Annotated in this window: 26 protein-coding genes; 16 read left to right on the forward strand and 10 right to left on the reverse strand. The window is 65.5% G+C overall.

Annotation, left to right across the window (positions count from 1 at the left end):
- Positions 1-6: 6 nt before the first annotated feature.
- Positions 7-615, reverse strand: coding sequence for a hypothetical protein (locus EPL01_RS08425; protein ID WP_135824818.1), 609 nt, complete (start codon positions 613-615; stop codon positions 7-9).
- 234 nt (positions 616-849) lie between these two features.
- On the opposite strand from EPL01_RS08425, the gene EPL01_RS08430 reads away from it, so the two are divergent.
- The 5 genes from EPL01_RS08430 to EPL01_RS08450 all read left to right on the forward strand — a co-directional run bounded on the left by EPL01_RS08430 (position 850) and on the right by EPL01_RS08450 (position 4,253).
- The gene (locus tag EPL01_RS08430; RefSeq protein ID WP_135824819.1) at positions 850-1,113 is read left to right on the forward strand and encodes a DUF7967 family protein; all 264 of its coding nucleotides are present in this window, start codon (positions 850-852) and stop codon (positions 1,111-1,113) included.
- Between the two features lie 167 nt (positions 1,114-1,280).
- Positions 1,281-2,204, forward strand: a complete 924-nt coding sequence (locus tag EPL01_RS08435) for an ABC transporter ATP-binding protein (RefSeq protein WP_135824820.1) — start codon at positions 1,281-1,283, stop codon at positions 2,202-2,204.
- Positions 2,201-3,091, forward strand: coding sequence for an ABC transporter permease subunit (locus tag EPL01_RS08440; RefSeq protein ID WP_135824821.1), 891 nt, complete (start codon positions 2,201-2,203; stop codon positions 3,089-3,091). The genes EPL01_RS08435 and EPL01_RS08440 overlap by 4 nt, the downstream gene beginning before the upstream one ends.
- Before the next feature lie 69 nt (positions 3,092-3,160).
- Positions 3,161-3,775, forward strand: coding sequence for a winged helix-turn-helix domain-containing protein (locus EPL01_RS08445; protein ID WP_135824822.1), 615 nt, complete (start codon positions 3,161-3,163; stop codon positions 3,773-3,775).
- Positions 3,768-4,253 carry a toxin-antitoxin system TumE family protein gene (locus EPL01_RS08450; RefSeq protein WP_135824823.1) on the forward strand — a complete coding sequence of 162 codons (486 nt, stop codon included), beginning with the start codon at positions 3,768-3,770 and terminating at the stop codon, positions 4,251-4,253. Before EPL01_RS08445 ends, EPL01_RS08450 begins: the two co-directional genes overlap by 8 nt.
- A gap of 23 nt (positions 4,254-4,276) precedes the next feature.
- Here the strand turns inward: EPL01_RS08450 and ligA are convergent, their stop codons facing one another.
- The gene (gene ligA / locus EPL01_RS08455; protein WP_135824824.1) at positions 4,277-6,349 is read right to left on the reverse strand and encodes an NAD-dependent DNA ligase LigA; all 2,073 of its coding nucleotides are present in this window, start codon (positions 6,347-6,349) and stop codon (positions 4,277-4,279) included.
- A gap of 218 nt (positions 6,350-6,567) precedes the next feature.
- Between ligA and EPL01_RS08460 the strand changes: the two genes are divergently transcribed.
- The gene (locus tag EPL01_RS08460; RefSeq protein WP_210424105.1) at positions 6,568-7,434 is read left to right on the forward strand and encodes a hypothetical protein; all 867 of its coding nucleotides are present in this window, start codon (positions 6,568-6,570) and stop codon (positions 7,432-7,434) included.
- Positions 7,435-7,438: 4 nt separating this feature from the next.
- On the opposite strand, the gene EPL01_RS08465 is transcribed toward EPL01_RS08460, so the two are convergent.
- The 3 genes from EPL01_RS08465 to EPL01_RS08475 all read right to left on the reverse strand — a co-directional run bounded on the left by EPL01_RS08465 (position 7,439) and on the right by EPL01_RS08475 (position 9,814).
- A complete protein-coding gene (locus EPL01_RS08465) occupies positions 7,439-8,878 on the reverse strand; it encodes a globin-coupled sensor protein (protein ID WP_135824825.1) in 1,440 nt (479 codons plus the stop codon).
- Positions 8,878-9,426, reverse strand: a complete 549-nt coding sequence (locus tag EPL01_RS08470) for a hypothetical protein (RefSeq protein WP_135824826.1) — start codon at positions 9,424-9,426, stop codon at positions 8,878-8,880. Before EPL01_RS08470 ends, EPL01_RS08465 begins: the two co-directional genes overlap by 1 nt.
- A 151-nt stretch (positions 9,427-9,577) precedes the next feature.
- A complete protein-coding gene (locus EPL01_RS08475; protein ID WP_135824827.1) occupies positions 9,578-9,814 on the reverse strand; it encodes a PRC-barrel domain containing protein in 237 nt (78 codons plus the stop codon).
- Between the two features lie 144 nt (positions 9,815-9,958).
- On the opposite strand from EPL01_RS08475, the gene EPL01_RS08480 reads away from it, so the two are divergent.
- The 4 genes from EPL01_RS08480 (at position 9,959) to EPL01_RS21540 (ending at position 12,409) form a co-directional block, all read left to right on the forward strand.
- Complete coding sequence (locus EPL01_RS08480; protein WP_135824828.1) at positions 9,959-11,146, forward strand: pyridoxal-phosphate-dependent aminotransferase family protein; 1,188 nt, start codon at positions 9,959-9,961, stop codon at positions 11,144-11,146.
- A 61-nt stretch (positions 11,147-11,207) separates the two neighbouring features.
- Positions 11,208-11,576, forward strand: a complete 369-nt coding sequence (locus EPL01_RS08485; RefSeq protein ID WP_135824829.1) for a hypothetical protein — start codon at positions 11,208-11,210, stop codon at positions 11,574-11,576.
- Positions 11,569-12,051, forward strand: a complete 483-nt coding sequence (locus EPL01_RS08490; RefSeq protein ID WP_135824830.1) for a hypothetical protein — start codon at positions 11,569-11,571, stop codon at positions 12,049-12,051. Before EPL01_RS08485 ends, EPL01_RS08490 begins: the two co-directional genes overlap by 8 nt.
- Positions 12,052-12,235: 184 nt before the next feature.
- A complete protein-coding gene (locus EPL01_RS21540; RefSeq protein ID WP_168215844.1) occupies positions 12,236-12,409 on the forward strand; it encodes a hypothetical protein in 174 nt (57 codons plus the stop codon).
- Between the two features lie 30 nt (positions 12,410-12,439).
- Here the strand turns inward: EPL01_RS21540 and EPL01_RS08495 are convergent, their stop codons facing one another.
- Positions 12,440-13,663: an MFS transporter gene (locus EPL01_RS08495; RefSeq protein WP_135824831.1), complete on the reverse strand. Its 1,224-nt coding sequence runs from the start codon at positions 13,661-13,663 to the stop codon at positions 12,440-12,442.
- A 51-nt stretch (positions 13,664-13,714) separates the two neighbouring features.
- Entirely contained in the window at positions 13,715-14,821 is a 1,107-nt protein-coding gene (locus EPL01_RS08500) for a S66 family peptidase (RefSeq protein WP_135824832.1), read from the reverse strand.
- A gap of 63 nt (positions 14,822-14,884) precedes the next feature.
- Here EPL01_RS08500 and EPL01_RS08505 point away from each other — a divergent pair, with 63 nt between their 5' ends.
- Positions 14,885-15,109, forward strand: a complete 225-nt coding sequence (locus EPL01_RS08505; protein WP_135824833.1) for a hypothetical protein — start codon at positions 14,885-14,887, stop codon at positions 15,107-15,109.
- Positions 15,110-15,316, forward strand: a complete 207-nt coding sequence (locus EPL01_RS08510) for a hypothetical protein (RefSeq protein WP_135824834.1) — start codon at positions 15,110-15,112, stop codon at positions 15,314-15,316.
- On the opposite strand, the gene EPL01_RS08515 is transcribed toward EPL01_RS08510, so the two are convergent.
- On the reverse strand, positions 15,290-16,384 hold the full coding sequence (locus EPL01_RS08515) for a family 43 glycosylhydrolase (RefSeq protein ID WP_135824835.1): 1,095 nt from the start codon (positions 16,382-16,384) through the stop codon (positions 15,290-15,292). The genes EPL01_RS08510 and EPL01_RS08515 overlap by 27 nt on opposite strands.
- Positions 16,385-16,485: 101 nt before the next feature.
- On the opposite strand from EPL01_RS08515, the gene EPL01_RS08520 reads away from it, so the two are divergent.
- Together EPL01_RS08520 and metX are read left to right on the forward strand one after the other, a co-directional pair.
- The gene (locus EPL01_RS08520) at positions 16,486-17,790 is read left to right on the forward strand and encodes an O-acetylhomoserine aminocarboxypropyltransferase/cysteine synthase family protein (RefSeq protein ID WP_135824836.1); all 1,305 of its coding nucleotides are present in this window, start codon (positions 16,486-16,488) and stop codon (positions 17,788-17,790) included.
- Positions 17,787-19,013 (forward strand): homoserine O-acetyltransferase MetX, encoded by a 1,227-nt coding sequence (gene metX, locus EPL01_RS08525; protein WP_135824837.1) that lies wholly within the window; start codon positions 17,787-17,789, stop codon positions 19,011-19,013. Before EPL01_RS08520 ends, metX begins: the two co-directional genes overlap by 4 nt.
- A 50-nt stretch (positions 19,014-19,063) precedes the next feature.
- Here metX and EPL01_RS08530 read toward each other — a convergent pair whose 3' ends face one another.
- Positions 19,064-19,282 carry a hypothetical protein gene (locus EPL01_RS08530; RefSeq protein ID WP_135824838.1) on the reverse strand — a complete coding sequence of 73 codons (219 nt, stop codon included), beginning with the start codon at positions 19,280-19,282 and terminating at the stop codon, positions 19,064-19,066.
- Between the two features lie 280 nt (positions 19,283-19,562).
- Here EPL01_RS08530 and EPL01_RS08535 point away from each other — a divergent pair, with 280 nt between their 5' ends.
- Positions 19,563-22,145 carry an Hvo_1808 family surface protein gene (locus EPL01_RS08535; RefSeq protein ID WP_135824839.1) on the forward strand — a complete coding sequence of 861 codons (2,583 nt, stop codon included), beginning with the start codon at positions 19,563-19,565 and terminating at the stop codon, positions 22,143-22,145.
- Here EPL01_RS08535 and EPL01_RS08540 read toward each other — a convergent pair whose 3' ends face one another.
- Positions 22,146-22,427 (reverse strand): DUF7964 domain-containing protein, encoded by a 282-nt coding sequence (locus EPL01_RS08540; RefSeq protein ID WP_135824840.1) that lies wholly within the window; start codon positions 22,425-22,427, stop codon positions 22,146-22,148.
- A gap of 103 nt (positions 22,428-22,530) precedes the next feature.
- Between EPL01_RS08540 and EPL01_RS08545 the strand changes: the two genes are divergently transcribed.
- Positions 22,531-23,622: a S1C family serine protease gene (locus EPL01_RS08545; protein ID WP_210424106.1), complete on the forward strand. Its 1,092-nt coding sequence runs from the start codon at positions 22,531-22,533 to the stop codon at positions 23,620-23,622.
- The last annotated feature ends 23 nt before the right edge of the window (positions 23,623-23,645 follow it).

The raw sequence follows: 23,645 nt of genomic DNA on the forward strand, positions 1-23,645 counted from the left end.
GCGAGGCTAGTCGCTACGCGGCTTTGAACTTGTTCCTACGGCGGCCCGCAGGCGTCTGGCGACCTGCTCGGCGTCGTCGCCGTGGACCGGCACCCGCATGGGGTCGCGGCCCGCTCTCTCGATGACGAGTTCCCGCTCGCGGGACTTGAAATAGAGAGCGACGAGCGCACCCGCGACGATTGCCAGCAGCCCGCCGACGACCAGCAGGACGGTGGTGAGCGCGCCGAGCGCCTTCGGGAGAAACGAGACGAGTTGGGCGATGCCCGCACCGGGCGCGTCCTCGGGTGGCTGAGTCGCGCCGAGTTGGTCGAGGACGCCGCTGGCCTTCAGGAGGATGCCGCCGCCGAGAAAGACCACGCCGTAGACGCCCGCTCGAACGCTCCACTCGATGTACGACCCCTTCCCCGTGGTCTCGACGTTCGCGTCGAGGACGTTCGGTCGGTCGGCGTGGTCGAAGCGCCGACCCTCGCCGTTCGGCGTGAACACGAGAACGCGGTGAGTCGTGACGGCGACGCGCGCACCCTCGACTGTGAACTCGTCTTCGACCTCCTCGCCCTGAAAGAGCATCTCGGAGAGGCGGTCGTCGGTCGCCTGAGACAGCGGGGACTGGCTCATCGTCATTACGTGGCCGAGTCGTCGCCAAGACGATTACGGCCGATGCCCGCTACTGCAGATACCCTGCATTCGTGCCACCCGTGGTCTGTCATTCACATCCGGGTACGTCGCTTCCCTTCTTAACGCTACTGGCGCATCAACTACTGGAAATGTTGGACGGCAGAGAGAAATCGGTCCGACGCCAGACGAGAGCCGTCCCGGTGGATTCAACTCGCTTCCGGGAAAGGTTCGAGCATGGACGACGAGCAACTCTGGCTTGTCGAGCGCACGTACACCGACAAGGGCCTCGTCTCGCTGATGTACGCCACCACCGACGGCGAGCGCTGTCTCCACAAGCAACGCTCGATGAACATGCTCCGGCAGGGCGCGGACGTGACCGCCGCCACCGAGGCCGACCCGGCGGACTTGGAGTCGGTCGAGGACGCCGAGACGCGCGAACGCTACGCCAGCGAGGCGACGAAGATGGCAGAGCAACACGACCCGGACGAGGCGGTGTGAACGGGCCGAACGGAGCAATGCTAATCCCTAATTAATATAAATAATTATTGAAGAAATAGTATCGATTCCTTAGTAAGCAATTACGGAGTTCGAAACGTTTCCCTTTTCGTTCGACGCCCGACACGATAAGGCAAGGGTTTACGTAGGGGAGCGCAAAAGGCGCGACTATGACCGCCATCGAAATTGACGGAGTGACCAAGCGGTACGGCGACGTAGTCGCCGTCCGCGACCTCTCTTTCGAAGTCGAGGAGGGCGAGGTGTTCGGCTTCCTCGGCCCCAACGGCGCGGGGAAGTCCACCACCATCAACATCCTGTTGGACTTCGTGCGCCCCACAGAGGGCGAGGTCCGCGTCTTCGGACACGACGTTCACGACGAGAGCGTTACGGTCCGCGAACACCTCGGCGTCCTCCCCGAGGGGTTCTCGGTGTACGACCGACTGACCGGCAGACAGCACCTCGAGTTCGCCATCGAGTCCAAGGACGCCGACGACGACCCGGCCGAGATTCTGGAGCGCGTCGGCCTCTCGGCCGCGGACGGCGACCGGAAGGCCGGGGGCTACTCGAAGGGGATGGCCCAGCGCCTCGTCCTCGGGATGGCGCTGGTCGGCGACCCCGACTTGCTGGTGCTGGACGAACCATCGACCGGACTCGACCCGCAGGGCGCGCGCCAGATGCGTGACATCGTCCGCGAGGAGGCCGACAAGGGCACGACCGTCTTCTTCTCCAGTCACATCCTCGGGCAGGTCGAGTCGGTCTGCGACCGCGTGGGCATCCTCCGCGACGGCCAGCTCGTCGCCGAGGACTCCATCGAGGGGCTGCGCGAGACGACCAGCGCAGACACCGTCCTCCACGTCACGGTCGGCGAGGTGCCGGACGGCGCGCTCGCCGAGGTCCGGGGCATCGAGGGCGTCACCGAAGCCACTCACACGGGCAGTCGCCTCGAAATCTCCTGCGAGAACGACGTGAAGACCAGCGTCCTCTCGACGCTCGAAGAGGCGGGCGTCGAAGTCGAGGACTTCGAGACCGAGGAGGCCTCGCTGGAGGACCTGTTCATGGCCTACACCACCGACAAACAGGAGGTGGAAGCATGAGTTGGCAAGCCATCGCCCGGAAGGACTTCCAAGACGCGGTGCGCTCGAAGTGGCTCTGGGCGTTGTCGCTTCTGTTCGTCGGGGTGTTCGCGCTCCCGCCGATACTGCTGTTCTACCTCGAAATGGGCGCGACGCCCCAGCAGGGCGAGGCCGGAACGACCGACATGTTCGTGTTCCTGATGAAACAGGGCACGTCCATCCTGATTCCGCTCATCGGTATCGTCGTCGGCTACACCTCGATCACCCGAGAGCGCGAATCCGGGTCGCTAAAGCTCCTGCTGTCGCTTCCCCACTCCCGCGAGGACGTGGTGTTCGGGAAGGTCCTCGGACGGTCGGGCGTTATCGCGCTCCCCATCGCGCTCGGGTTCGCCGTCGCGCTGGTGGTCCTGCTGTTCACGTCGCTGTCGCTGAAGCTGGCGAACTTCCTGCTGTTCGCCGCGCTCACGGCGCTGCTGGGACTCGTGTTCGTCGGCCTCTCGGTCGGCCTCTCGGCCGCCGCGAGTACCGGCAAGCGAGCGATGGTCGCCGCCATCGCGCTGTTCGTCTGGTTCGTCGTCCTCTGGAACTCCTTCGCCAATCAGGTCGTCAACGCGCTGGTCAAGTACGTCGGCATCAGCGAGGCCGCCAAGTACGAGACGGTGCTGTTCCTCAAGCTGCTGAACCCGACGCAGGCCTACAAGACGCTGGTGGACGCCTTCCTGATGGATTCGGCGCTCCAGTCCCGCGTCTACATGTTCGGCATCTTCAAGCGAAAGACCGTCGCGCAGGCGTTCGGCGACTCCCTGCCGGTGTACCTCTCGGACCCCTTCGTCGTCGCCTACCTGCTGGCGTGGCTGTTCGTCCCGGTCGCAATCGGCCTCTGGAAGTTCTCGAAAGACGACCTCTGAGCCACCCAGCCATCTGAAAGATATATTTCCACCCTAAAATATTACTTTCCACGGTCCGTACGTTCGAGTATGCCGACCGACGAGAACGCCGACAGACCGCCTTCGATAACCGAAATCGACCCCTTCGACTCCGAGGAACTGTCCGGCGATACTCCGGAGAATGTGGGCGAGGCAGTGACCGAAGAGTGGAAGGCGTCCACGACCGCGTTCCAGCGGATTCACACCGTCCTCAAAAACACCTACGAACCCCGTACTACCGGGGAAGTCGCTGACGCGGCCGCCACCACAAAGCCGACTGTTCGAAAACACGTCGAACCGCTTGTGGAGGCAGGGATGGTCGTCAAGCGAGAGCGTGGAAACGGTGTCCAATACGTCTGGAACCAAACTCAGCGGCGCATCAACCGCGTGGCGGAACTCGCAGACGAACACTCGTCGGTCGAACTCGACAGGAAAATCCGCCGGGCGAAAGAACGAATCGCGGCGTTCGAGCGCAAGTACGGCGTGGAGTCACCGAACGAACTAGCGAAGGCACTCGACCCGGACGACGACGCTGGATGGGATGATTTGGCGACGTGGCGAACGCTCGAAGATGACCTGAAGCGACTCGAAGCCGCCCAGACCGTAGGAGAATATCTCGGAGCCGAGTCGGTAGTCGGCAGACGTGACACGTCGAACCATGCGTAGACAGGATAAGGGAACAATCTCCCGGAGCAAGTTAGAGACGGTCGAAACGACCTTCCGAAATCGCCTCAACGGTCTCGTCAAATCAGGGGAATGGATTCCCGACTACGACGTCGGACCGAACGAGCTTCGAATCGAACTCTGGGACGGGATTCACGCGGATAGGTCTCGTTTCGACGTGGCGTGGTGGACGAAGCACGGCTACAGATACCACTACGTCGAAGACGGCGGAGGAAGTGAAAGCGACAGCCACGATAGCGAGCGAGACAGCACTGGCCTCCAGTTCCGATTCGGGTGGGAGAACAGACCCGAGTACCCGGACAAGCATTTCCACCCGCCGGAAAACCTCGACGCGCATCGGGAGTCCTGCATCGAACACGAGGACGTGAAGCGGGTCACGCTCGCGGTCATCAAGTGCTGGCACGCCGCGGCGACAGCCAGCGACCCCGAGAAACTGAACGCCCTCTCGAATCCACCCTAAGCCGCCCGCTGGCGACCGGCGAACTACAGAACCCCGCGGTCGCTCAGAAGCTCTTCGAACGCTTCCTGCCCGTCCAGCACCGGCACGTCGTTGTCGTCAGCATCGTCGAGTTTCGTCTGGCCGGGGCTGTCGCCCGCGACGAGGAGATCCGTGTTACCAGAGACGCTACTGGTCGCGTTCGCGCCGTGGTCCTCGACCAACTCTTGGGCCTCGCTCCGGGTGTAGTCCTCCAGCGACCCCGTGAACACGAAGGTCAGGCCGTCCAACTCGTCGCCGGTCTCGGTCGCGCTCGGGGTCTCCAGCGGGCCGACTGCCTCGAGCAGGTCGTCGATAACGCGCTCGTTTTGCTCCGATTCGAAGAACTCCGCGATTTGCTCGGCCACCTTCGGGCCGATGCCCGCGACGGCTTCCAGTTCGTCGCGGGTCGCGGTCCGAACCGCGTCGAGGTCGCCGAACTCGCGGGCGAGGTCGGTCGCCGTCGCCGGGCCGACCTTCGGGATGCCGATGGCCGAGAGGAAATCGCGCAGTCGAGGGTGTTTGGAGGCGTCGAGTTCCTCCATCAGGTTCTCGGCGCTGGTTTCGCCCCAGCCGTCCAGTTCCACAAGGTCGTCCGTCTCGATTCGGTAGAGGTCCGCGAGGCTGTCCTCGATGAGTCCGGCGTCGATGAGTCGCTGGACGCGCTCGCCGCCCAGTCCCTCGATGTCGAGGCCGTCCTCGCTGGCGTAGTACTCGACGGCGCGCTGGAGCTGCGCGGTGCAGGCCAGCCCGCCGGTGCAGTAGGCCATCGGGCCGTCGAACTCGACCGCGCTGTCGCAGACCGGGCACCGCTCGGGGAAGTCGTAGTGGCCCTCGGCGTGCTTCTCTACGACCTCGGCGACGTAGGGAATCACGTCGCCAGCGCGCTCGACTTTGACCTCGTCGCCGACGTTGACGTTCATCGAGGCGATTTCGTCGGGGTTGTGGAGGCTGGCCCGGGACACCGTAACGCCGCCCACGTCCACCGGTTCGAGGAGCGCGACGGGAGTGAGCCGCCCGGTCCGGCCGACCTGCACCGTGATGTCCGTGATGGTCGTCACCTCGGAGCGCGCGGGGAACTTGTAGGCGAACGCCCACCGGTAGTGGCGCTCGGTGGTCCCGAGGCGGTCGCAGGTGGCCAAGTCGTCCACCTTGACGACCACGCCGTCGATTTCGTAGTCCAAGTCGGGCCGGTCGTCCATCAGGCGATTCCGGTAGTCGATGACCGCCTCCACGTCGTCGGTGCGCTCCGAGCGGTCGTTGACCTTCAGGCCCCACCTCGGCAGGGTCTCGTGCTGTTCCCAGTGGGTCTCGAAGTCGTACGTCGAGTCCAGCACGTCGAAGAAGAACACGTCGAGGGGTCGCTCGGCGGTCACGGAGGGGTCGAGTTGGCGCAGGGTTCCGGCGGCGGCGTTCCGGGGGTTGGCGAAGGGGTCCTCGCCGCGCTCGACTCGCTCGCGGTTGAGTTCCTGAAAGTCACTCTCGGGGATGTGGACCTCGCCCCGGAGGACGAGACGCTCGGGATAGTCCCCCCGGAGTCGGTGGGGCACGCTGGCGATGGTCCGGACGTTCTCGGTCACGTCGTCGCCCTCGTAGCCGTCGCCGCGGGTCGCCGCCTGCACGTACTCGCCGTCCTCGTAGACGACCTCGACCGACAGGCCGTCGAACTTGGGTTCGCAGACGTAGGTCACGTCCCCGTCGGTCTCGCGCTCCATTCGGTCGGCGAACTCCCGCACGTCCTCGGCCTCGCCGCTGGAGTCGATGGAGAGCATCGGCGTGGCGTGTTCGAGGGTTTCGAGTTCGTCCAGCGGTTCGCCCCCGACGCGCTGGGTCGGACTGTCCGGCGTCTGGAGGTCGAAGGCGTCTTCGAGGTCCTGCAACCGAGTGAACAGCGCGTCGTAGGTCCGGTCGGCGACGACGGGGTCGTTCTCGACGTAGTAGCGGTAGTCGTGGTACCGGACGGCCTCGCGGAGCAGTTGGACCTGCTCGCGGGCTTGCTCGTCGGTCAACTCCTCGACCGGCCGGAAGTCGGTGTCCGGCTCCTCGACGTAGGGGTTCTCGTCCGCGCTGACAGTGGCCATTATCGGGTGCTTGTCCCTTCTGTGGTAAAAATCCGGTCTTCGGGCGAAGGCGTTCGGCGAAAGAAAACCCAACGCGGATAGCAATATAGATAGTTCCTTACTATAATAGATTCTATTCTTAACATAAGGATATATTTCCGAGTTCGGCCACACGCTTCGCGGGACCGGACCGAAACCGAACGACCTAAGGAGGGTGCGTGATACCGCCACCCAAGCCGATGTCCGCCCCCGCAGACTCCTCCGAATCGTCCGACTCGCTCGAATCGACCCCCGAACCGTCCGCCTCCTCCACTCCCGACGACCGCTCGACCGGCGCGTCCGAGGTCGCAGACGACGCCGACGAGTCGGCGTCGTCGGCCCCCGAATCCGCTCATTCCGGCGAAGACCCTCGAATGAACGACGACTACGTCCGCACCGTCACCCACCCCGAGGGCGACGTGACGCTGGTCGGGGTCGTCCACGACCACCCCGCGAGTGTCCACCGCGCCCGCGAGGTGGTCCGCGAGCGCAGTCCCGCGGTCGTCGCGCTCGAATCGCCGCCGCTGGCGACGCCGCTGTACGAGGCCTACGCCAGCGACGCCCGGACCCCGCCGTCGTTCGGCGGCGAGATGAGCGCCGCGGCGCAGGCGGCCCGCGAGGAGAACGCCGAAGTCGTCGGCGTCGACGCGCCCACGACCGACTTCTTCGCGCGACTCGCCAGAAACTGCTGGTCGGAGCGCGCGTCGGTCGGGACGCTCCGGCGCGTCGCCTCTGGCGTCGCCTCCGTGACCCGCCACGCGCTGACCTGCCGGGTCGCCGCGACAGTCGCCGAGCGCACCTCGCTCCGCGTCGAGGTGGACGCCCCCGTCGACCACGACTGCTCGCGCACAGATTCGCCAGCGGAGCAGGCCCGCGACGAGCGCAGGCAGGCCCGGCGCTCCCAGTCGCTGCTCCGGGCGTTCGACCCGCCGCGGCCGGTCCGCCTCCGCGACGACACCCGCGAGGAGTGCATGGCCGACGAACTCCGGGCGCTGCGCTCGGAGGGGAGAACAGTCGCAATCGTGGGTATCGACCACCTCGACAGCGTGGCCGAGCAGATAGAATAGGGGGTTAGTTCTCGACTTCCGACTCGACGGCCATCTCCAGCCCGTTCACGAGCGCGGTCAGTTCCTCGTTCGAGGCCGTGATGGTCTCCATCCCGCTGGAGACCTCCGACATCTCGGTGGCGGCCTCGTCTATCATCGTCGCCACTTCTTCGGCGCTCTTGGCCTGCTGGTCGGTCGCGCCCGCGACTTCTTCGATGCCGTTCGAGACCTCTTCGATGGCCTCGCCGACCTCCTGAAGCGTCCCCATCGCGTCCTCGACGCGGTCGGTGCCGCGCTCGACGCGCTCGCTGGTCGTGTGCAGACTTTCGAGGGTGTCGTCGGTGTACTGCTGGATTTCGCCGATGGTGCCCTCGATTTCGTCGGCGTGGTTCTGGGTCTCCTCGGCCAGTTCCTTGACCTCCTCGGCGACGACCGCGAACCCGGACCCGGCCTCACCGGCGCGGGCGGCCTCGATGGAGGCGTTGAGCGCCAGCACGTTGGTCTGGTCGGCGATGTCGTTGATGACCGCGACCACGTCGTCGATGCGCTCTACCTTCTCCTGGAGCGTCGCAAAGTCCGATTCGACGCTCGACCGGGCGTCCTCGACCCGGTGCATCTCCTCGATGGCCTCTTTCGAGTGGTCGATACCGTCTTCGGCGAGTTCCTCTGCCCGGTCGCTGACGGTGTTGACCTCCTCGGCGCTGGCCGCGATTTCCTCGGTGGTCGCGCTCAGGTCGGCGACCTCCTCGTTGAGGTCCCGAATCTTCTTCGACTGGGAGGCCGACAGCGCGTTGATTTCGTCGGCGTTCTCGGCGATGTCGCCGGTCGCCATCTCGAGTTCTTCGACCGCTGGCTGGACCTCCTCGGTGAGCGTCTCGCGGAGCGACTCGGCCTCCTCGCGTGCTTCGCTCGCGGCGTCCTCCTCGTCGCCCGCCTCGTAGGCGTCGGCCGCGAGTTGTACGTCGCGGGTGGTCGCCCGAAACACGGCCTGCATCCGGTCGGCAGTCTCTCGGACCGCCTGATTGACCGCCTCGTCGTCGCCGAACTCGGCGGACACCTGCGAGACGATTTCGGGGATGACGGCCTCGCGGAAGGCCGCGTACATCCCGACGTGGTCGGCCAGCGACACGTCCGCCATCCGGTGTAACTGCCCGCCGCGGACGCGGTCCCGGAGCAAGTCGTCGCCGTCGACGTCGTCCCGACCGAGTCTCGCCAACTGCTCTTTCTGGGCGCGCTTGAGTTCCTCGGCCGTGTACGAGTCGTCCGCGTCGAGTTCCGGACCGGAGATGTCCTCGTAGACCGATTCGACTGCGTCGTCGCTCGCGGCCTCGAAGTCGAGGCCCCGAAGGTGGTCCGCGTCGGACTCCGAGACGTCTGTGAGCGTAGACGGACGCTCGACTTCCGCGGGAACGAAGTCGCCTGCGAACTCCGGTTCGCCGTCCGTGGAGTTTTCGCTTCGTGACATTACCACGAGACTCGATAGATGCACTCGTCGCCGCCGTCGTCGCGGCAGGTCTCGCTCTCCTCTTCGACCTCGACGATCGCGCTATCGGGGCTGAACTTCTCGGCGACGGCCGTGATGAGGCCCACGTCGAGGTCACAGGGATACGGGTTCTTACAATAGACGAGACGCTCGTTGGGACCGGTCTCCTCGAACTCGTAGTAGCCGATTTCGCCGCCGCGGTGGTTCATCTGATACGCTTCCTCGATGGATTGGAGGCCCTTACCGACCGTGTCGATTCCGGGCGGCCACTCGGCGTTTTCCGGAATTTTCTTGCCGATATTCCGCAAGGTCTGGGGCCCAATCGTGTCGGCGACCGACTTGAACGAGTCGAGATACGCCTGCTGGGGATACCACTCGCCGGGCTGTGGCTCGCCGATACCCTTCTCGTCGAGCGTCTCTTGCATCCGTTTCTCGAAGACGCTAGAAAGTTCACCGACGCCCGCTAACATCGAGCGAACTGCCTGCCCATCGACTTCGACACCATCGTCGAACGCTTCGAACTGCGTCATGTCAACATCTCCCTTTCCAGCCGACATATATCTTTCCTACATTTAAATAAAAATAATAATATGGTAAAGGGGACGAATGCGCCCCGTTCGTATAAAATTCGCTTTGTTTTAGTATGTCATAAAAAGCTTTAAATAATCGGTTAACTCCGGTTCAGCGGTTGCCTCGGAGTCGTATCTCGTCGTCGGTGACGGTATCGACGGCCTGCTCTTGGAGCGGGTAGGTGTCCTCGTCGCGGTCGCCCCAGTCGAGTTTGGCCTTGATTTTGTCGGTGATTCCGGGGTCAGGTTCCACGTAGGCGGTGCCGTGTTCTACTTCCGAGACGATGCCGACTTCGTCGCCGTCTACGACGACTGACTTCCCCTCGTCGTCCTCACTAAATTGTGCCATAGCAACGGTGATACACCGAGGTCCGGTAAGGAAACTTTGGCCTTTGCCTGTCACGATTGGGGCGGAGTCAGACGGCCCCTGAAGACATGGCGGAAATTGCGAAGACCCCGCGTACTTATGCCGGGTCCGGACAAGGATGGACACATGCGCGAGGACTTCCTCCTGCTGAACCCCGGACCAGTCCCGACGACCCGGGACGTGCGACAGGCGATGAGCGAACCGATGGTCTCGCATCGGTCGGCCGAGTTCGAGGCCGTCTACGAGCGTGCCCAAGACGCTCTCGACTACGTGTTCACCCAATCGACGCTCGACGGCGAGGAGACCGCGAGCGACGGCACCAGCCTCATCTTCAACGGGACCGCGACGATGGCGATGGAGGCCGCGGTGGCGAATCTGGTCGGCGGTCTGAGCGGCCGCGAGAAAGACGGCAAGGTCGTCCCGCTGGTCAACGGCAAGTTCGGGCGGCGGTTCAAGCGAATCGCCGACCGGTACGCCTCGGTCGAGCCCGTCGAGGCCACGTGGGGCCAGTCCATCGACCTCGACGCCGTGGCCGAGACCGTGGACGACGACACCGACGTGGTGACGATGGTCCACAACGAGACCTCCACGGGCCTATTGAACCCGGTCGAGGAGGTCGGCGAAATCGCCGCGGAACACGACGCCACCTTCGTCGTGGACGGCGTGACCTCCATCGGCGGCGACGAGTTCCGCATCGACGACTGGAACGTGGACGTGGCCGTGACCGACGCTCAGAAGTGTCTGGCCGCTCCTCCGGGGACCTCGGCGATGTACGCGACCGAGGCCGCCCAAGAGCGCTTCGACGGCGACGCCGCGCCCTTCTACGAGGACTTAGACTGGCACCTCCGGAAGGCCGACTCCCATCAGACGCCGTTCACCAGCGCGGTCCCGCTGTTCCGCGGCCTCGCGGTCGCCGTCGAGAACATCGTCGAGGAGGGCATGCCCGAGCGAATCGAGCGCCACCGCGAGCAGTCGACGGCCTTCCGCGAGGCGTTCACCGCGATGGGCCTCGAACTGTTCGCCGAGCGCAACGAGGCCACCGAGTATTCGAACACCCTGACCGGCGTCTCGCTCCCGGCCCACACCCGCGAGAACCCCGAGGAGTTCTTCGACGCCGTGGAGGCCCGCGGCGTCTCCATCTCGGGCGGGCAGGCCCACCTCGGCGGCGAAATCTTCCGCGTGAGCAACATGGGCAACCTCTCCAGCGAGCAGATTCTGCGCGGCGTGCGGACGATTGGGGAGGCGTTCGAGGAGACCGGCGAGGACGTGGACACCGAGGCCGGAATCGAAGCGGCGCGTTCGGAACTTCGGTGAGATAGTCGATTATGTAAAGTTCGGTAATTTTTTATCTTCCCGGTGGTCGAGAGTTTATTGAATGGCTCCAGAGCCGAGTACCGCCGAGGAGGTGTCGGAGACGCCGGACGGGATTCGAGAGTTGAAACTCGGCATCCTTCGAGAGTGGCTCAAAGTCGTCTACGTCATTTCGACGTTCATCTCGCTAAACGTCATTCCGGGTCTTCTCTTCGCCACGGTCGTCGTTCTCGAAACAGTCGTGACGAACGTACCAAATCTAACGCTACAACCATTAGCGATTCACGCGACGAGTAGCGAAGGAGTACCGGTGACAAAGCTTATAAAAAGTTTCGTCGTATTAGATGTCATACGTAATCTACTCAAACTCTACTGGAAAGGACAGCCGAATATCCAACTGAAACCCGACATTCCGGAGGCAAACGATGACTAAACACGACGTTTACTGGCCCGAGATGGGTATCGAGAACGACGAGGACACAGCCGGGTCAGAGGCCGTGAAAGAGTGGACTGAACACCCCACGCTCCGGAAAGTCCTGCTGACCATCTATCTCGGGACCGAAATCATCCGAATCGCCGCGTTCGGTGCAATCGCGGGTGCGGTACTGGTCGGTGCGGTTCACCTCGGAATCGACTTCGATTCGAATACCGCGATACTCTGGGGATTCATGGCGGCGGTGGCCTTCGTGATGGGCATAGACGAACTCTCGAAGAAAGTGGTGGACTACAGCATCCAGTACGGCGCATTTCTGGTGGCGACAGTCGTCGTGGTTTCGCTCCTCCAGTTGTATCTTGACCTCAAGGAGCGCCGGAACTCGATAGACGACCCCTCCGCGCTCGCGTCGTCGCTCCCCATCGAGAGCATTCCGCTCCTCGAACTCTACGAGCGGCGTAATCGACTGATGTGACTCAGTCCTCGTCGTGATTTTTTACCACTTAGACAACTATAGATGTGTTAAAGGCAATTTTTTAGTTTCTTATCACACATCTATAATTGTCTAGTGGTGACTCTCGGTACTTCTCGTGACGAGAAGCGGAAGTCCCCACTACAGACGCCGACTTTTTTCAAATCCCCCTTCGAAGCCGACACTCGTGCCCTCTGACGGCGCCTCCGACCTCGGTGCGAAACTCGACCGCATCAGCTACCTGCTGGTCGCGGTCGTGGTGCTTCAAATCGTGGAAATACTCGACCTCGACCCGACCGGTCTCGCGTTTCTCGCCGTGGTCGGGTTCTTCATCGGCATGCTCTACAACGCCGACCTGTAGCCGATTCCGGCAACGAGAAACCGCCCCAACTCACCCGCTGAACACGCTCACACCCTCCGGATTGATTCGAAGGAAGGCCGGAATCGAGACCAGCGCGATGGCGATTTCCAGCGCGCCCGCCGTCAGGAACGCCGCGAGGAAGCCGACCTCGTCGGCGACCGTCCCGCCGACGAGGACGCCAGCCAGAAAGCCCAGACTCCCGCAGGCGTTGAACCCGGCCATCGCGGTCCCGCGACCAGCGTCGGAGGCGAGGTCCGAGACCAGCGCCATCGTGGCCGGGGCCATCAGCGCGCCGATGACGCCCACGACCACCATCCCGACCGCGGCGGTCGGAACCGTGGGCGAGACGCCGACGCCAACCACGGCGAAGCCGTAGAGCGCCGACCCGGCGACGATTGGGGCGGTCCGGCCGATGCGGTCCGAGAGGACGCCGAAGGGGTACTGAAGGAGCGCGAAGGGTCCGAAGAACAGACCCAGCATCAGGCCGGTCGCGGCGGCGTCGAGGTCGAACGCCTGCCGGAAGTAGACCGTGCCGACCAGCGCGAAGAATCCCGCGGTGAACCGGTCCACGAACCCGAAGACGTAGGGCAGGCCCAGCACCGGGCGCTCGGCGAGCACGGCGAACGCGCGGCGGACTCGGCCCTCTCGACCTCCCTGTTCGCCATCCCGTCCGTCGCCCGAGGAGGGCGCGCGGTCGGGTATCGACACCGCCAGCGCCCCGGCGACGACCAGCAGGCCGCCCGCGGCGTAGAGCGGGACCAGTCCGCCGAATCCGTAGAGTCGCCCGCCGAGCGGTGCGCCGATGGCGGTCCCGAGGCCGATGGCGATGCCCGCCGCGCCCATGTTCTTGCCGTGGCCGCCCTCCAGGTCCATCAGCATCGTCATCGCCAGCGAGAACGCCCCGATGGTGGTCGCGCCCTGCACCGCCCGGAGCGCCAGCACCCCGCCGAACGACAGCGAGAGCGCGCCGGGCGCGATTGCCAGCGCGAAATAGCCCAGCGCACCGCCGAACGCTCCAAGCACCACGAGCGGGGTCCGGTATCCGAGGCGGTCGCTGACCGCGCCCCAGACCCCGGCGAAGGCGACGAACGCGGCGAACTCGGCGGCGAGGAACCACATGCTGGCGTCGAGCGTCGTGGTCGCGCCGACCGCGGCCACGAGGTCCGGCACGCCGGGATACAGGAGGACCTGCGCGAGGAGGACCGCGAACACGACGACCGCGAGTCGGAGTCGGTCGCATCGAATAGAGGTCACGGAAACGTTCGGAGATGGGGAGCGCGCCGTCTTATAAGCCGTGATAGAACCTCAATCCTCGAACGTGATGGTTTCGCTGGCCGGGTCGATTTCCACGGTCCCACCGATGGGAATCGCCGCGATGGGGGCGGTGTGGCCGAACTCCACGTCGAAGACGACCGGCGCGTCGGGGTTGTACTCGCCGACGACCTCCGCGATGGCCTCGCGCTGGTTCTGTCGGTACTCGGCGCGGGCCTCCGGGCCGGGGTCCTCGAAGAGGTTGCGGGCCTTGGCCCGACCCACGAGGACGCCCGCGAACTGTTCCAGTAGGCCGCGCTCGCCCATCCCGATGAGGGACTGCCGGACGTCCATCGCGGAGGGGAGTTCCTCGGAGGTCTCCAGCAGGAGGACCTTTCCGTCCAACTCCTCGGGGTCGGGAAGGTAGCGCCCGGTCCGGAGTTGCATGTCCACGATTTCGAGGCACCCGCCCCACGTCCGGCCCGAGACGATCGTTTCCGGACCCCGCCACGTCCGGCCCGGATTGGGTTCCAGCTCGCGGTGTCGGTCCAAGTTGTCGGGGTCGGCCCAGTCGAGGTCCTCGTCGGTGAACTCCTCGGCGGGCCGAATCTCGCCGAACTCGCCGAGGTCGTCGGCGAAGAGGGCCGTTTCGAGGTACTCGACCGTGTAGTCGTGCATCGACCCCTGCATGGCGAAGTCGGTCAGGACGGTCCCGCCGTAGAACGAGGCGATGCCGAGGTTCCAGAGGTACAGTTGGAGGTTGGTGTTGTCGCTGATGCCGAAAAAGCGGGTCGGGTTCTCCCGCAGGACCTCGGGGTCGAGATGCTTCAGGATGCGGACTTGGTCGAACCCGCCGAGGACCGTCACGACGCCCGAAATCTCGGGGTCTTCGAAGGCGTCCATCACGTCTCGGGCGCGCTCCTCGGGGTGGTCGTAGAGGTACTCGACGTCCTTCTGGGCGGTCGGGAACTCGACCGGTTCGAGGTCGAAGACCTCGCGCAGACGCTCCAGTCCGAGTTCGTAGACGTGAGGGTACTCGACAGCGCGGTTGGAACCGGGCGCGACGATTGCCACCTTGTCGCCCCGGTCCAGCGCGGGCGGGACGACGAACTCGCCGGCCGAGTCCGGGGCCTCGTCGGTGGATTCCGAAGACTCGTTCATGGCCGGGGATTCGATGTCGGGTTTCGTATGGTTTTCGGAGGGGCGAGCCAATCCCACAGGTTGATGGCGGGCGGTTCCCAGCACTTCCGCATGGCCGACCCCGAACTCCTCGCGCGCCTCGACAGAATCGTCCTCCTGCTCGCCGCCCTCCTCGCGGTCGAACTGCTGGAAGCGTTCGGGTGGGACGCGACGGGGGTCGGATACGCGGTCATCGGCCTCGCAGTCGTCGGATTCGTCTTCCTCTGGGGGAAATCGGTCGTCGGACTCGTCGTCGGGGAGGAGCTTTAGATGACCGACCCGGACGATTTCGCAGACGAAATCGACCGTCTCGGCGACAAACTCGACCGCCTCACCTACCTGCTGGTGGCGCTGGTCGTCTTCCAACTGTTCGACCTCTTCGGCGGTGCGCTCGCTCAGTTCGCCGTCATCGCGGTCCTCGCGCTCGCCGCCGTCTCGGTCGTTGTCCTCCTACTCGGACTCGCCGACGCGTTCTGACGCTCGGTCCGCTACCGGGGGAACCTGCCCCGTCGCGCTCGGCGTCCCGTCCTCGCCCACCACAGGCCACCCGTTCCGCCACCGAATCCGGTCGAGCATCAGGACTCTCCTCGGGGTGTCCTCGACCCACGGATTCGCTCTCTCGTAGGCGTGATAGAGCATCCACCACCCGCCGCGCTCGTCGCGGACCACGGCGCAGTGGCCCGGCCCGGCGAATCGCTCGTCGCCCTCCAGAATCGTGGTCCCGGTCGCGTTCTCGGCGGTCAGACGCTCTCCGGCTCGGTTGCGGTACGGCCCCCGGAGGCGCTCCGCTCGGCCGACGACGACGCGGTAGGTGCTTCGCGCTCCTCGACAGCAGGTGCCCCGCGAGCCGAACAGGTAGAAGTCGCCCTCGCGCTCCACGACGTAGGGTGCCTCGACGCCGTCGCCAGCGACTCGGAATTTCGCGTCCGGACCTCCGGCAATCGAGAGGCCGTCGTCTTCGAGCGGGACGCCGTAGATGCCTCGGCGACTGCCCCAGAACAGGACGGGGCCGTTTTTCGCCTCGAACAGCACCGGGTCGATGGAGTTCGGCACGCCGATGTTGTCGGTTCGGAACAGGCCTCCTCGCGGTTCGAAGGGTCCGGTCGGGTCCGAGGCGGTCGCCACGCCGATGCCCTCGTTCGGCGCGCCAAATTCGGCGTCGGAGTAGTAGAGCAGGATTCGGTTCCCGAGTTTCCCGACGCCGGGTGCCCAGAGGCCGCGGTAACGCGACCAGTCCGGCATCTCGGCGAACGCGGGGCCGACGAACTCCCAGTCCACCAGATTCGGCGACCGCAGAATCGGAATCAGCTCTCGCTCGGGGCCGACCCCCGGTTTCCACGGATGGTAAGTGCCGTAGGCGTAGTAGGTGCCATCGACGCGAAGCACGTCGGGGTCGGGGAAGATGCGTTCGTAGACCGGGTTTCGGTAGGCGTCCTCCACGTGGTCGGGCACGTCCGAGCGCCCGCGAGCAGTTCTGCGCGCGAGGACAGGACCGAGAGCGAGCGCGCCTGCGCCGACGCCTGCGAGGAGTTCGCGCCGATTCACGTCGGAGCCACGACGGGGAGTCGCTAAAGTCCTCTGTCCGTTTCAGCAAGCCTTGCCGTAACTGACGGTTATAACTCCGAGTAGAAATATGCGTGTAGTACATGACCGACGAGGACGCCCAGCGGCGCTTCGCCACCCGGAGCCTCCACGCGGGCCACGGGGCCGACCCCGCGACGGGGGCGCGAGCGCCGCCCATCTACCAGACGACCTCCTACGAGTTCGAGGACGCCGACCACGCCGCGGACCTCTACGCGCTCGACGCCGAGGGTGACATCTACTCGCGCATCTCCAACCCGACGGCTCGCGCGCTCGAGGAGCGACTCTCCTCGCTGGAAGGGGGCGAGGGAGCGGTCGCCACCGCCAGCGGGATGGCCGCGTTCGACTCGCTGGTGTTCGTGCTGGCCGAGTCGGGCGACAACGTGGTCTGCTCGACCGACACCTACGGCGGGACCACCGCCCACCTCCGGCACAACGCCAGCAAGCGCGGCGTCGAACCGCGATTCGTGGACACGCTCGACTACGAGGCCTACGAGGAGGCCGTGGACGAATCGACCGCGTTCGTCCACGTCGAGACGGTGGGCAACCCCTCGCTGGTGACGCCGAACTTCGAGCGGGTGGCCGAAATCGCCCACGACGCCGGGGCACCCCTCGTGGTGGACAACACCTTCGCCACCCCCGCGCTCTGTCGGCCCCTCGAACACGGCGCGGACGCGGTCTGGGAGTCCACGACGAAGTGGCTCCACGGGAGCGGAACCACGGTCGGCGGAGTCGTGGTAGACGGCGGAAGTTTCGACTGGGAGGAACACGCCGAGGAGTATCCCGAACTCGCGGGCCAGAACCCGGCCTACCACGACACCGACTTCTCGCGGGACTTCCCCGAGGCTCCGCTCGCCGCCGCGGTCCGGTGGCGGGCGCTCCGGAGTCTGGGCAACCAGCAGTCGCCATTCGACGCGTGGCAGACGCTGCAGGGCTTGGAGTCGTTCCCCCTGCGGATGGACCGCCACAGCGAGAACGCCGCAATCGTCGCGGAGTACCTCGCCGACCACGACGAGGTCGCGTGGGTCGCCTACCCCGGTCTGGAGAGCCACGAGACCCACGAGAACGCGAGTCGGTATCTTGAGGGCGGATACGGCGGGATGATTGCCTTCGGCCTCGAATCGGGATTCGAGGCCGGAAAGGCGTTCTGCGAGAACGTCGAGTTGGCGAGCTTTCTGGCGAACATCGGCGACGCCAAGACGCTGGTCATCCACCCCGCCAGCACGACCCACGCCCAACTCTCGCCCGAGGAGCAGGAGTCCGCGGGGGTCTCGCCCGACCTGATTCGCCTCTCGGTCGGCATCGAAGACCCCGCGGACCTGCTGGCGGACGTAGAGCAGGCCATCGAGGCGGCCACTTCCACATCATGAACCGGACGCGAGACGTTGCCGACCTCGGGGAGTTCGAGTTCGAGTGCGGCCGGTCGGTCCCGCTCGAAGTCGCCTACGAGACCTACGGCGAGTACGACGGCAACAACGCGGTGCTGGCCTGTCACGCCCTGACCGGGAGCCAGCACGTGACCGGACCGAGGCGCGGGAGCGACGACGAAAACGGCACGAGCGGACAGGCCTCGGCGTGGTGGAGCGACGTGGTCGGGCCGGGCAAGGCTATCGACACCCGCGAGTACTTCGTCGTCTGCGCGAACGTGCCGGGGTCGTGCTACGGGACGACCGGCCCGGCCAGCATCGACCCGGAGACCGGCGACCCCTACGGCACCGACTTCCCGCCGGTCACGGTCGGCGACTGGACCCGAGCGCAGGCCCGACTGCTGGACCTCCTCGGGGTCGGTCCGCTCCGCGCCGTCGTCGGCGGGAGCGTCGGCGGGATGAACGTCTTGGAGTGGGCCAAGCGATTCCCCGAGCGCGTGGACCGAATCGTGCCGGTCGCCACCGCGGCCCGCCTCGACCCGCAGATGCTCGGTATCGACGCCGTGGCCCGGCGGGCCATCACGACCGACCCGAACTGGAACGGCGGGGAGTACTACGGCACCGACGAGGAGGGCGACCCCCGGCCCGAACCGAACGAGGGCCTCGCGGTGGCCCGCCAGTTGGGCCACCTCAGCTACCTCTCGAAGGACTCGATGGACCGGAAGTTCGGCCGCCGGTCGGCGGGCCGGGCCGGAACCGCCGAGGCGTTCGCTCCGGACGACCCCGCGGGGGAGTTCTTCCCCTACCGCGAGGTCGAATCCTACCTCGACTATCAGGCCGAGAAGTTCGTGGAACGCTTCGACGCCAACAGCTACCTCTACCTGACCAGAGCGATGGACGACTACGACCTCGCGGAGGGCTACGACTCGGACGCCGACGCGCTCGCCGGGTTCTCGGGCGAGGCCCTCGTGGTCAGTTTCACCGGGGACTGGCACTTCACGGTCGAGCAGTCCGAGCGCCTCACCGCCGCCTTCGAGACGGCGGGCGTGGACACCGCCCACCACGTCGTCGAGAGCGACCACGGCCACGACGCCTTCCTCGTGGAACCCGAGGAGGTCGGGCCCCCGATTCGGGACTTCCTGTCGGCGGGTCTGGACGGGAAGGCCGTGAGCGACGCCGAGGAGCGAGAGTTCGCGCCGGTTCACGCGAGTCTGTTCGGTGACTGAGAACCGAGATACGGAGTAGCGTAACTTCGGAGGCCGACGCGAGCGGTCGCTCAGTCCTCGCGCCGATACCGTGCGAACGCGAGGACCGACGCCGCCGTACCGCAGAGCGCGACGGCAACGAGGCGGAAACCGACAGATTCGCCCGCGCCTATCGCGCCCCGCAGTTCGAAGCCGAGGACGAATACCGCGGCGAGAACCGTGCCGACGGCCGGACCGCCGAGGAAACTGCGAACGGTGTCGTCGCTGACGAGAGTCGTGTCGCTCGCCATAGCCGGTTTTGTTATCAGTAGTTTTATAAGACGTTGCGGCTCTCGGCGGTCGCGTTCTCCCGACGGAACGTTCGTGGCGAATCGGCGGCCCACTCTAATAGCAAATAAATCATTTGTTTAGTAAATATTTAGTTAGTCTAAAGACATATATACTGTTTCTACTGTCCTCTCGCTCCTGTCGATGGTTCCAACCATCTCTCTCCGGCGTTGAATCCGACGACCCGCGCCCGTAATCTGTCCCAGAGTTTGATGGCCCGCCGCGCCGTTTCCGTGATAGAGAATGACGCACAGACGAATCGCGGTACTGCTCACGGCAGTCGTGGTGGCGGGGACGATAGCGGGCGCGGCGGGGGTCGCGTGGGCGCAGACCGATTCGGCGGTAGAACCAGATTCGGCGGCGGGCGACCTGACGGCAGACGACCAGTCCGCTCGGGCGGCCCAACCGACTATCATCGGCGAGTGTACGACGATTTCCGAGGCCGGGCGCTACCTCCTCGTGGACGACATCCAGAACGCGACGGCCGAGACCTGCATCCGGATTCGAGCCAGCGACGTGGTGCTGGAGGGCAACGGCAACGCCATCGACGGCCGAATCGCGGTGAACCCCGAGGAGGCGACCCAGCGATTCTTCCAGTCCGGGCAGGTCCGGCCCCAGTCGGGCATCGGAATCTCGGTCGGCGGAAATCGGCCGATTTCGAACGTGACGGTCCGCGACGTGACCCTCACCGACTGGCGGTGGGGCGCGGTCGCCGAGTCGGTCCGACGCGGCCAGTTCTCGGGCGTCCGGGTCGCGGACAGCGCCTTCGGCATCACGGCGCTGTCGTCGCCCGGCGTCGAAGTGACCGACGCCGAGGCGGTTCGGAACGCCGTCTACGGCGTCGGCCTGTTCGGGAGCGGCCAGAGCCGGGTTTCGGACACCACGGCCTCGGAGAACGGCGTCGTCGGCGTCTATCAGGGCCGAGGACGGGGCGCGGTCGTCGCCAACGTCACCGCGCGGGACAACGACGTCGCGGGCGTCCTCCTCGACAGGACGCAGGGCGCGACGGTCCGGGACGGCACCTCCTCGGGCAACCAGTTCGGCGTTTACCTGTTCGAGACCCGCAACAGCGCGGTCAGGGGCGCGACCGCGGTCGAGAACGAACTCGCGGGCATCTACGCGCTCAACGGGACGGGAGCGCGAGTCGCCGACAGCGCGGCGACGAACAACAGCCTCGCGGGCGTCCTGATTCAGGGTACTCGCGGGGGCGAAGTAACCGCGACCAACGCCTCGCGGAACCGGTACGGCATCTATCTGTTCTTCGCGGAGCGGACCACCGTCAGCGACTCGACTTCGAACGACGGCGTGACGGGCGTGTTCGTCCGGAACTCGACCGGCGGCGCGGTGCTGAACAACACCGTCCTCGGCAACAGCTTCGACGGCGTCTACCTCGAAAACTCCTCGAACGTTCGCGTCGAGGAGAACCGCGACGGCGCGCTGGTCTTCGAATCGACCGGCAACGAGACTCTCGGCAAGGAGGGCGGCTACTGGTACAACGCGACCATCGACGTGAACCAGTCCGACGGCCTCAACGAGTCGGAACTCCGGGCCTACGTCTACCGGGCCATCGCGCGGGCCGAGTACCTTCGCCAGTTGGAGTACGAGGGCTCGATGTCAGTCGAAGTCATCAGTCAGGAGGAGCTGAACCGGCGCAACGAGGCCGAACCGGAGTCCTCGGCGCGGGCCTCGGCGTGGGAGAACCAGCTCTGGGAGGCGACGTTCGTCGTCGGCGAGGACCGCAACGCCACCGAGACCATCCAGAACGAGTCCTCGCGCGTGCTGGGGTTCTACAACTTCTTCGCCGACAGGCTCACAATCGTCTCCGACGAGGACCCCCTGCAAGTCAGTAGCACGACGCTCGTCCACGAAATCGTCCACGCGCTTCAGGACCAGCACTTCGACCTGAGCCGGAGAGAGACCCTGAATCAGGCCCGGACGGAAGACGGTGCGCGCGCCCGGAGCGGCCTCATCGAAGGCGACGCCCGGTACGTCGAAGAGCAGTTCGCGGACCTCTGCGGCGTGGTGTGGGACTGCCAGCAGGTCGAGTCGAAGGAACCGCTCGGCGGCGAGGTCTCCGAGTCGCGCAACTTCGCCCTGCGCCAGATGGTCCTCTCGCCATACTCCGAGGGACCGGGCTACGTCGCCCAACTGCTCGAACAGGGCGGATGGGACGCCGTGGACGACGACTATCAGAACCCACTCAACACTACTGAACAGCTAATCCACCCCGACAAGCGAAACGAGCCGCCAATTGCGCTCGACTTCGAGGACGCCGCCCGCGGCGAGTGGACCCAGTTCGACCAGTCGAACCTCTCGTTCAGCGGCGTGAACGGCACGACGACGATGGGCGAGGTCGGCATCTTCACGATGTTCTGGTATCAGGGCTACGAGTACGGCAACGAGATAATCGACGTGCAGGAACACCTCTTCCCGAACGGCGGGAGCTACGACTGGTTCAACTACACCAGCGAGCCCTCGGAAGGGTGGGGCAACGACCTGCTGGTTCCCTATCGGAAGCAGGTCGGAAACGACACCCGGTACGGCTACGTCTGGAAGACCGCGTGGGACACCCGGAAAGACGCCCGGCAGTTCCATCGAGCCTACCGCGACCTGCTCCGCGGGCAGGGGGCCGAAAAAGTCGGGCCGAACACGTGGGTCGTCGAGTCCGGCCCCTTCGCCGACGCCTTCCGAGTCGTCCGGCAGGGGTCGAACGTGACCATCGTGAACGCCCCGACGACCGACGCGCTCGCCGACATCCGGCCCGGACTGGCAGCGAGCGCGGGGGCGACTACCGAGACGACCGCAAACGACACCGCAGGCGCGTAGTCAGAAGTCCAGAATCTCCTCGCCGCGCTCTCGCTTCTCCTCGTCGGACAGGCCCTCGGCGTCGAACGACCCCTGCGAGACCCAGCCGTCGAGTTCGTACAGCAGGACGTGGCCGGTGCCGTCGGTTTCGAGAATCCAGGCGTGTATCAGTTCCGGGTTCCGCGGTCCGCCGGTCCGGAGCGCTTCGGTCCAATCGACCGCGTCGCTCTCGCCGATTTGCTCGACCTCGGACTGCTTCATCGACCGGTCGGGGAGCGACTCCACGACGTTCGTTTCGGACATGCGAGTCAGTTTCGAGTCCTCCCCAAAAAGTCCCGCTGGTGTGTGGTAGCGGAAATTCGACGGACCCCCACTTTCTTGGCCGTTCCGACCGTCTCGAACGTCGATGCGCAGGGAGACTCTGCTCGTAGGGGTGCTAGTCGTTGCACTCCTCGGAATGGGACCGGTGGGGGCGATAGGTGCAGGCGAACACGTCGGGGAAACGGAACGGACAGACGCGACACGACAGGCCTCGTGTAACTACCAATCGCTGTACGACCGGGCAATCAGGTCGGTCGTCACGGTCCAAGTTCTCGCCCAAGGCGGGCAAGGCCTCGGGTCGGGGTTCGTCTACGACGACGAGGGCCGCATCGTCACGAACCAGCACGTCGTCGCCAACGCCTCGACGGTCGAGGTCCAGTTCAACCAGGGCGAGTGGCGGACGGCCGAGGTCATCGGAACGGACGTCTACAGCGACCTCGCGGTGCTGGAAGTCGACGACACGCCGGACTACGCCGACCCGCTCGAACTGCAGGCCCAGCAACCGCAACCCGGCCAACCGGTCGGCGCGCTGGGGAGCCCGCTCGGCCTCCAAGCCACCATCACCGACGGCATCGTCAGCGGGACGAACCGGTCGCTCCCCGCGGGTGGACCGCGAGGCCCGCAGTTCACGATTCCGAACACCATCCAGACGACCGCGGCCATCAATCCGGGTAACAGCGGCGGGCCGCTGGTGGACTGCGAGGGCAACGTGCTGGGGGTCAACACCGCGACGCTCTCGGGGAGCGAGAACACCGGGTTCGCGGTCCCTGCGAGTCGCGTCGAGCGCGTCGTCCCGTCGCTCATCGAGAACGGGTCGTACGCCAGTTCCTTCCTCGGTATTTCGAGCATCGACGTGTCGCCGATTATCGCAGAGGCGAACGACCTCGACGTGACCCGAGGCGTGCTGGTTCGACAGGTGCTTCCGGGGTCGCCCGCCGACGGCGTTCTACGGGGGAGTCCGGAGACCGAGGAGGTTCGGGGCCTCGACGTACCGGCTGGCGGCGACGTGATTCTGGCAATCGACGGCAAGCGGATACTCACGGGCGAGGACCTCTCGAGCTATCTCACCCAGACGAGGCCGGGCGACACCGTGACGATGACGATTCTGCGCGACGGCCAGCGAATGCAGGTCCAAGTCGAGTTGGGCGAGCGCCCGCCGCCGGGCGAGGAGACGTAGCAGGCCGCAGCGAGCGGGCCACA

It is taken from the genome of Halorussus ruber, assembly GCF_004765785.1.
GTDB lineage: Archaea > Halobacteriota > Halobacteria > Halobacteriales > Haladaptataceae > Halorussus > Halorussus ruber.

Coding starts and splice junctions, on each gene's coding strand:
- EPL01_RS08465 (WP_135824825.1), bottom strand. CDS start 8,878: ATGTCACGAAGCGAAAACTCCACGGACGGCGAACCGGAGTTCGCAGGC.
- EPL01_RS08490 (WP_135824830.1), top strand. CDS start 11,569: ATGACTAAACACGACGTTTACTGGCCCGAGATGGGTATCGAGAACGAC.
- EPL01_RS08510 (WP_135824834.1), top strand. CDS start 15,110: ATGACCGACCCGGACGATTTCGCAGACGAAATCGACCGTCTCGGCGAC.
- EPL01_RS08535 (WP_135824839.1), top strand. CDS start 19,563: ATGACGCACAGACGAATCGCGGTACTGCTCACGGCAGTCGTGGTGGCG.
- EPL01_RS08475 (WP_135824827.1), bottom strand. CDS start 9,814: ATGGCACAATTTAGTGAGGACGACGAGGGGAAGTCAGTCGTCGTAGAC.
- ligA (WP_135824824.1), bottom strand. CDS start 6,349: ATGGCCACTGTCAGCGCGGACGAGAACCCCTACGTCGAGGAGCCGGAC.
- EPL01_RS08530 (WP_135824838.1), bottom strand. CDS start 19,282: ATGGCGAGCGACACGACTCTCGTCAGCGACGACACCGTTCGCAGTTTC.
- EPL01_RS08435 (WP_135824820.1), top strand. CDS start 1,281: ATGACCGCCATCGAAATTGACGGAGTGACCAAGCGGTACGGCGACGTA.
- EPL01_RS08505 (WP_135824833.1), top strand. CDS start 14,885: ATGGCGGGCGGTTCCCAGCACTTCCGCATGGCCGACCCCGAACTCCTC.
- EPL01_RS08545 (WP_210424106.1), top strand. CDS start 22,531: ATGCGCAGGGAGACTCTGCTCGTAGGGGTGCTAGTCGTTGCACTCCTC.
- EPL01_RS08425 (WP_135824818.1), bottom strand. CDS start 615: ATGAGCCAGTCCCCGCTGTCTCAGGCGACCGACGACCGCCTCTCCGAG.
- metX (WP_135824837.1), top strand. CDS start 17,787: ATGAACCGGACGCGAGACGTTGCCGACCTCGGGGAGTTCGAGTTCGAG.
- EPL01_RS08445 (WP_135824822.1), top strand. CDS start 3,161: ATGCCGACCGACGAGAACGCCGACAGACCGCCTTCGATAACCGAAATC.
- EPL01_RS08480 (WP_135824828.1), top strand. CDS start 9,959: ATGCGCGAGGACTTCCTCCTGCTGAACCCCGGACCAGTCCCGACGACC.
- EPL01_RS08500 (WP_135824832.1), bottom strand. CDS start 14,821: ATGAACGAGTCTTCGGAATCCACCGACGAGGCCCCGGACTCGGCCGGC.
- EPL01_RS08485 (WP_135824829.1), top strand. CDS start 11,208: ATGGCTCCAGAGCCGAGTACCGCCGAGGAGGTGTCGGAGACGCCGGAC.
- EPL01_RS08450 (WP_135824823.1), top strand. CDS start 3,768: ATGCGTAGACAGGATAAGGGAACAATCTCCCGGAGCAAGTTAGAGACG.
- EPL01_RS08440 (WP_135824821.1), top strand. CDS start 2,201: ATGAGTTGGCAAGCCATCGCCCGGAAGGACTTCCAAGACGCGGTGCGC.
- EPL01_RS08540 (WP_135824840.1), bottom strand. CDS start 22,427: ATGTCCGAAACGAACGTCGTGGAGTCGCTCCCCGACCGGTCGATGAAG.
- EPL01_RS08460 (WP_210424105.1), top strand. CDS start 6,568: ATGTCCGCCCCCGCAGACTCCTCCGAATCGTCCGACTCGCTCGAATCG.
- EPL01_RS08470 (WP_135824826.1), bottom strand. CDS start 9,426: ATGACGCAGTTCGAAGCGTTCGACGATGGTGTCGAAGTCGATGGGCAG.
- EPL01_RS08430 (WP_135824819.1), top strand. CDS start 850: ATGGACGACGAGCAACTCTGGCTTGTCGAGCGCACGTACACCGACAAG.
- EPL01_RS08520 (WP_135824836.1), top strand. CDS start 16,486: ATGACCGACGAGGACGCCCAGCGGCGCTTCGCCACCCGGAGCCTCCAC.